This is a genomic window from Streptomyces sp. NPDC020362 (assembly GCF_040642095.1).
Classification (GTDB): Bacteria; Actinomycetota; Actinomycetes; order Streptomycetales; family Streptomycetaceae; genus Streptomyces.
In genome coordinates this window covers 1-6640 of the sequence record NZ_JBFAET010000314.1, presented here as the reverse complement: position 1 = coordinate 6640, position 6640 = coordinate 1, and the positions used below count along the sequence as shown (strand labels likewise).

The 6640-nt window shown below is 69.5% G+C and carries 8 protein-coding genes; all 8 read left to right on the top strand.

Features of this window, described 5'->3' with window-relative positions; genetic code table 11:
* The first annotated feature begins 206 nt into the window (after positions 1-206).
* The 8 genes from AB0H32_RS45595 to AB0H32_RS45560 all read left to right on the top strand — a co-directional run bounded on the left by AB0H32_RS45595 (position 207) and on the right by AB0H32_RS45560 (position 6541).
* Complete coding sequence (locus AB0H32_RS45595) at positions 207-803, top strand: vitamin K epoxide reductase family protein (protein ID WP_361134750.1); 597 nt, start codon at positions 207-209, stop codon at positions 801-803.
* A gap of 180 nt (positions 804-983) precedes the next feature.
* Positions 984-1481 (top strand): tyrosinase family oxidase copper chaperone, encoded by a 498-nt coding sequence (locus tag AB0H32_RS45590; RefSeq protein ID WP_361134747.1) that lies wholly within the window; start codon positions 984-986, stop codon positions 1479-1481.
* On the top strand, positions 1465-2331 hold the full coding sequence (locus tag AB0H32_RS45585) for a tyrosinase family protein (protein ID WP_361134744.1): 867 nt from the start codon (positions 1465-1467) through the stop codon (positions 2329-2331). The genes AB0H32_RS45590 and AB0H32_RS45585 overlap by 17 nt, the downstream gene beginning before the upstream one ends.
* Positions 2332-2613: 282 nt before the next feature.
* A complete protein-coding gene (locus tag AB0H32_RS45580; protein ID WP_361134741.1) occupies positions 2614-4026 on the top strand; it encodes a condensation domain-containing protein in 1413 nt (470 codons plus the stop codon).
* A gap of 327 nt (positions 4027-4353) precedes the next feature.
* Entirely contained in the window at positions 4354-4581 is a 228-nt protein-coding gene (locus AB0H32_RS45575; RefSeq protein ID WP_361134738.1) for a hypothetical protein, read from the top strand.
* A gap of 293 nt (positions 4582-4874) precedes the next feature.
* Positions 4875-5204, top strand: coding sequence for a hypothetical protein (locus AB0H32_RS45570; protein WP_361134736.1), 330 nt, complete (start codon positions 4875-4877; stop codon positions 5202-5204).
* A gap of 232 nt (positions 5205-5436) precedes the next feature.
* Positions 5437-5709, top strand: a complete 273-nt coding sequence (locus AB0H32_RS45565; protein WP_361134733.1) for a hypothetical protein — start codon at positions 5437-5439, stop codon at positions 5707-5709.
* 484 nt (positions 5710-6193) lie between these two features.
* Complete coding sequence (locus AB0H32_RS45560) at positions 6194-6541, top strand: hypothetical protein (RefSeq protein WP_361134731.1); 348 nt, start codon at positions 6194-6196, stop codon at positions 6539-6541.
* Positions 6542-6640: the final 99 nt, after the last annotated feature.

Below are 6640 nucleotides of genomic sequence, written 5' to 3'. Positions count from 1 at the left end.
GGCCCGGGCCGTGACGGACCGGGCCGCGTAGAGCCGTTGTGCCCGGCCCGCCGTACCGGCGCAACGGCTGCCGCCGACGAAGGGAACGACGAAAGGAACACGGTGACGTCCCTGAAGGCGCCTCAACAGCGCCGTGAGCACGCTCATGGATGCGGCCGCCGCGGCACCCCCGAGCCCGGCCCGCCGGCCCGCGGCCCGAGCGCCTGATGGCGGCGCCGGCGCCCCGGGCGGCGGGCGGGGGCCGCGGCCTCGCGGTGCTCCTGGTGCTCACGGGCGCGGCCGGGCTGCTGGCCTCCTGGGTCATCACGCTCGACAAGTTCAAGCTGCTCGAGAACCCGAACTTCACGCCCGGGTGCAGCCTGAACCCGGTGGTGTCCTGCGGCAGCGTCATGAAGAGCCCGCAGGCCTCGGTCTTCGGATTCCCCAACCCGATGCTGGGCCTGGTGGCCTACGGCGTCGTGATCTGCGTCGGCGTGAGCCTGCTGGCCGGCGCCGCCTTCCCCCGCTGGTACTGGCTGACCTTCGACGCGGGGTGCCTGTTCGGGGTCGGATTCGTCTCCTGGCTGCAGTTCCAGTCCCTGTACCGGATCAACGCGCTGTGCCTGTGGTGCTGTCTGGCGTGGGTCGCGACGATCCTGATGTTCTGGTACGTGACCTCCTTCGCCGTGCAGCGGCGGTTCCTGCCCGCGCCGGCCGCGCTGCGGATCTTCTTCGCCGAGTTCACCTGGCTGCTGCCGCTGCTGCACATCGCGATCGTCGGCATGCTGATCCTGACCCGCTGGTGGGACTTCTGGACCGCCTGACCGCCGCGGTTCCCCCACATCCCGAACTGACGTCGTTCTCCCGGCCGTTGCACGACGCGGGCGCCGATCCCCCCGCGTCGCGACACGCGCTCCTGTCACCGGTCCGGCGGCACGGCGGTGACCGGGAGGGCCGCCGGGCGGTTACCGCTGCTGACAACCGAACCGGACGAGGAGTGAACGATGGTCCAAGACGTCGGCGGAGCGCCGGTCGGCGGACAGCGCGGCACACCGGTCGCGGGCAGAGCACGGTACCTGGGCAGAACACGGCGGGACGTGACCCGCAGGCTGCTCTCCTCGGCCGTCGCCGCGGCGCTCGCCCCGGTGGCCGCGGCCTGCGCACGGCCCTCGCCCGCCCCGGACGACGGCCGGCGGGCCACCGCCTTCGACGAGACCTACCGGGGCCGCCACATCCGCGGCGCCGAGGTCCCGACGGCACGGCGGGACGCCGCCGGCCAGTGGGAGGTCACGATCGACGGCCGCCCCCTGCACCTGATGCGCCGCGCGGACGGCAGCTGGCTGAGCATGATCGACCACTACCGCTCGTACGCGACCCCGCTGGCCGCGGCCCGCGGGGCGGTCGACGAGCTGAGTCCCGGGGAACAACTGCGCGATCTGGCGCCGGGCCCGATGGGCGGGGGGCCGATGTACGGGGGTGGCGAGCATGGCGTACACGCGTAAGAACGTCACCAGTCTGACCCGTGCCGAGCGGCAACGGTTCGTGGGTGCACTGCTGGAGGTCAAACGGCGCGGTGAGTACGACGAGTTCGTACGGATGCACATCGCGTACAACAAGCCCGACGGCGAGCGCGGGCTGCGCACCGCCCACATGGCGCCCTCCTTCCTGCCCTGGCACCGCAAGTTCGTGCTGGAGCTGGAACAGGCGCTGCGCCGGGTGGACCCCTCGGTGACGGTGCCGTACTGGGACTGGACCCGCGACCGCAAGCCCACCGCCATGCCGTGGACCGACGACCTGCTCGGCGGCACCGGACGGCGCTCGGACCGGCAGGTGATGACCGGCCCGTTCGCCTACCGGGCGGGCCACTGGAGGATCAGGGAGGGCGTGACCACGGGGGAGTTCCTCACACGCGACCTCGGCAACGCCCGCGCCCCGATCCAGCTGCCGACCCGCGCCGACCTGGACAAGGCGCTGGCCGACCGGGTCTACGACACCGCGCCGTGGGACTCGACGGTCACCAAGGGCTTCCGCAACAGGATGGAGGGGTGGGGACCGGGCCGGGGCAGCGGATCCTGGCACAACCACAACCGGGTGCACCGCTGGGTCGGCGGGCTGATGCTCGGCGGCGCCTCCGCCAACGACCCCGTCTTCTGGCTCCACCACGCCTTCGTCGATCTGCAGTGGACCCTCTGGCGGCAGCGGTACGGCAACCCCCGCTACCTCCCGGCCGAGCCGCCCGGTGCGCACGACGCCCAGCACGGCCGGATCGTGTCCCGCCACGAGAGGCTGCCGCCGTGGAACGTGACACCGGACGAACTGGAGGACATGAGGGGCATCTACCAGTACGTGTGAGGCCGGTTCGCGGGAGGAGCACGCAGGAGGAGTCCCGGCGGTCGGGCCCAACCGCCGGGCGGCCTCTCCCCGGTACCACCACGAACCACGGAGAGGACGAACTCGCGGATGTGGTCACCGACTTCGGCCTCGTCGGCACCGACGACCCGATCACCGTCCACTGATCGCTTCGCCGTTCGAGACGTCACGCATTCCGCTGAAAAGCCGGCGACACGGCGGCCACCGCTCGCGCGCACGGCACTCCCTTGATCGATTCTGTGCCTTCTGCGAACGGAGACGCCCGTGCGAATTTCTGACATCCAGCGCTGCGAGGTCCGTCCCGGACTGCTCGTCGAGTGGACGTTCAGCCCGGCGACCCGCGCGGCGGCGGCAACGCTGCCGACGGACTCGCGGCCGCCGGCGTACATCCAGGAAGGGCACATCAGAACGGCGCGGTCGGTGCGCGAGGACGGCCTGTTCGTGCCGACCTGGCTCGGTGCGGCGTTCGACCTGCCGGGCCGGGTCGACCTCGACGCGCTGGAGGAGGCGCTGCGCGGCTGGACGCTGCGGCACGAGACGCTGCGCAGCGGCTTCAGGTGGGCCGGGGACGAGATGCACCGGTTCACCCTCGCCGAGGACGACGTGTCGCTGCGCCGCGAGCCGGTCGGCGACTTCACCGACGCGGGCGCGCTGGTACGGCACTTGCAGGACCGATTCGACGTGGCGGCGGACGCGCTCGGCTGGCCGAACCTCATCTACACGGCGGTCGTCCGCGACGACTCCACCAGCGTGTACATGGCCTTCGACCACACCAACGTCGATGCCTACTCCCTGCAGCGCATCCCGGACGAGATCCACGAGTTGTACACGGCACAGCTCACGGGCCGCACCCTGACCCAGACGCCGGTCGGCAGTTACGTCGACTTCTGCGAGCAGGAGCGGGCCAACGCGGACGGGATCGACGACACGCACACGATCGTCGACCGCTGGCGGGCGTTCATCCGCCGGTGCGACGGCAGGCTGCCGGACTTTCCCGTCGACCTCGGTGTGCAGCCCGGCGACCCGCTGCCCACCCAGAAGCTGATGCGCGAGCCGCTCGTGGACGCGGACGCCGCCGCCGCGTTCGAGGCGTACTGCAGGCCCTACGGCGGCAGTCTGGTGGGCGTCCTGGCCGCGACCAGCCTGATCGTCCACCAGCTCGGCGGACATCCGGTCTACCGCGCCGTGGTGCCGTTCCACACCCGGATGAAGTCCACCTGGGCGGACTCCGTGGGCTGGTACGTCGGCGGCGCGCCGATCGAGGTGCCCGCGGCACGGGACTTCGACTCGGCACTCGCCGCGGTGCGCGCCGAGCTGCAGGCCAACCGGTCACTGGCGCGCATCCCGTTGGCCCGGGTGCTGCGCCTGCTCGGCGCGGACTTCCGCCCGACCTCGCCCGACCTGTACTCGATCGTCTCGTACGTCGACGCCCGCGTCGTGCCCGGCTCGGCCCGCTGGACCGAGCGGAAGGCGTACGGGCTGATCCGGGTGTCGTACGGTGACCAGGTGTGTGCCTGGGTCAACCGGCTGCACGAGGGCTTGTGGTTCGCCTGCCGCTACCCGGACACCGACGCCGCGTACAAGAACATGCGGCTGTACGTCGAGGGACTGCGGGACATGGTCGAGTCCGTTGCCGCACGCGTGCCCGTCCGGGATGCGGAGCCGACCCTTTTGTGAACCGGGGACGTCGGCATTCTGCGCCAAATCAACTTTCCTTATTTACGCAGGTGTTGGCGCGGCTCACACAAACCGGTGAATCGATCGCGGAGCACGAGCGGATCATCATCTCGGCGATGGTCCTTGCCGGTGACCACAACCGGCGGAATGCTGCCGCGCTTTCATCAAGTAAGCCTTCTCGAGGCCGGGTTGCGCGGACACGGATATCCGCTGGTGTGGAATACGCCGGACCGCTACTGCTAGTGTTCATTCAGTCACGGTAGGCAATCAGCCTCGATGTGCAGGCAATGAAGAACCGAGGGTTCCATGCGTAAGCTTCAGCAAGTCGTGATCGCAGCAGTGGCGGCCGGCGGTCTGTCCGCCGTCGGTGTCGGCGCCGGTACCGCCTACGCCCACGACAGCGGGCTAAAGGTGAACGACCTTTACCGCCCCTACCAGGAGTGCAGCCCGCAGACGTTCTCCGAGAACAACGTCCCGATCGGCGTGCTCGGTCTCGGCCAGACCCTGGACACCGCCTGCGGCCAGTTCAACAACGCCTTCACCGCCGGCAGCTGAGTTCGGCTGCGTCATCGTGCGCGACGCTTTGTGCGAGCCCTTCGGGGGCACCCCCGAAGGGGCCCGCTCATGTCGGCCCGCCCGGAGTGCGAGGCCGCTTGTCCGGTTCGGATGCCGTCGCGCCGACGTTGAAATCCAGCGCGTGGACGAGCGGTTGTCGGCAAACCGCTGAAAGACGACGCATCTATTCTCCGCGGTGGATGTCGCGGCAATCGCCCTCGGCAGCATCGCGTCTTCGCGGCTCAGCCACGGGCTGCAGCAACAGTGCGCCCCTCACAAAGGAAACGCATCACATGTTCAGCAGGAAGAAGATCGCGGCTGTCTCAGGGCTTCTCGGTGGTCTCGCCGTGGCCTGTACCGGTGTCGCCCAGGCACATGCCGCGTCAGGCCCGGGCATCTGCACGCGCGACATCCAGGGGAACGTCACCTGCGTCCAGCGGATCGAGGGCGAACTGCCCGAGGACGGGGCCTTCCCCCGCCAGGACAACTGCCTGCCGACGCAGCCCTTGACGATCCCCGCGGCCCTGGGCAACGGGAAGATGCGGATCGGGCCCGAGATCACCTGCTCCAGCACGGTTCCGGGCTCCGACCGGGACTTCGACCTGCCTCACGTGCTGGGCTGAGGGCCGGGGCGGAACCTTCCGGTACTTTCCCCGTCCGCCGGGCGGCGAATGGCCGGGACCGGAACGATTTCGGGCCGGTCATTCACTGCCCGCCCCTCCCGGCGCAATGGTGCACCATCATGAGCCGACACGACCGAGCACGCAAAGATCCCAAATTGCTACGAATTGTGTGTATATGCTCACACTAAGTAGTCAACCAGGGCTTGAAGCCCAGGTACGAAAGGGTCTAATCATGCGTAAGTTTCAGCGTGCTGCGGTCGTAGCCGCGGCGGTTGCGGGGCTTTCCGTCCTTGGTGTCGGCGTCAGCTTCGCCGGTGGTGAGGATGACCAGGCTGTTCCGCAGCAGCTCAACGCGGTGGCCAACTCGCAGGCCAACGCCGTGGCCACGTGGGGTGGCTACTCGCAGCAGTGGGGTGTGCCGGGTGGCGACAAGTCCGAGGCGCCCGAAGAGGGCGGCAAGTCCCAGGCGCCCGAAGAGGGTTACGGTCCGGACAGCTCCAAGTAGGGAAGCACTCGGGGGCTCGGTGTGCGCGTCGCAGGCCGTCGCGGTGGCTTCCTCGCAGGCCAACGCCCCGGCCACGGGGCCCCGAAGGCCGTTGCCCAGGTGATCGCGCCGCAGTCCGCACCCTGGCCGGCCGGCGGTCGGCCGCCTGGCGGGCCATCGCGTCCCCCACGGCCTCGGAGCGCCACGACAGACGCATCGACATCCATCAGAACCTCCTCTGCGCATCGCACGAACCGAACGCCCGTGTCCTGGATCAACTCGGGCTGTTCAACGGTGTGCTGAGCAATACCCACAATGGCGAAGGCAGCCCGGACGCGCAGCAGACCCGACAGGGTGCGCGCCCGGGCTGCAGCAACACCGGCGCCGGGCGTACCTGGGAACGCGTCCGGGTGCCGGGACCTCTGTATCGACATTATCCAAGGCTCGGACGCACGCCGGTCGACGGCGAAGGCGCCGGGCCTAGATGTGCAAAGGAGCGCAGTACATGTTCAGTCGGCAGAAGATGGCCACCGTCTCGGGGCTCGTCGGAAGTCTTGCCGTGATCTGCGGCGGGGCCGCGCACGCGAGCGCCGATGAATACCCCAGTGACTGCAGGACCACCGGCCTGTGGGAGACCGTCTGTGTGCGCAAGAGCGAGTCTCAGCACACCGGCAAGGACGGCAAGGATGTCATCAAGCAGACACGGGACTGCTCGACGATCGACCGGCCGCGCGTGGTCTTCCCCGAGGACTACCTGCTGAACGGCGGGTCCCGGAAGGTCGGTGCGGTGGTGGACTGTTCCAACAGGGTGCCGCTGCCCAAGGGCGTCAAGGTGCCTCACCCCAAGTTTTGAGGCGCGAGCGAGGCGCGAGCGGCGAATGCCGGACCGGGAACGTTCCCGGTCCGGCATTTCGGCTTTCCGGGCCCATGAAAGGCCCCGGCGCCCCGGGCG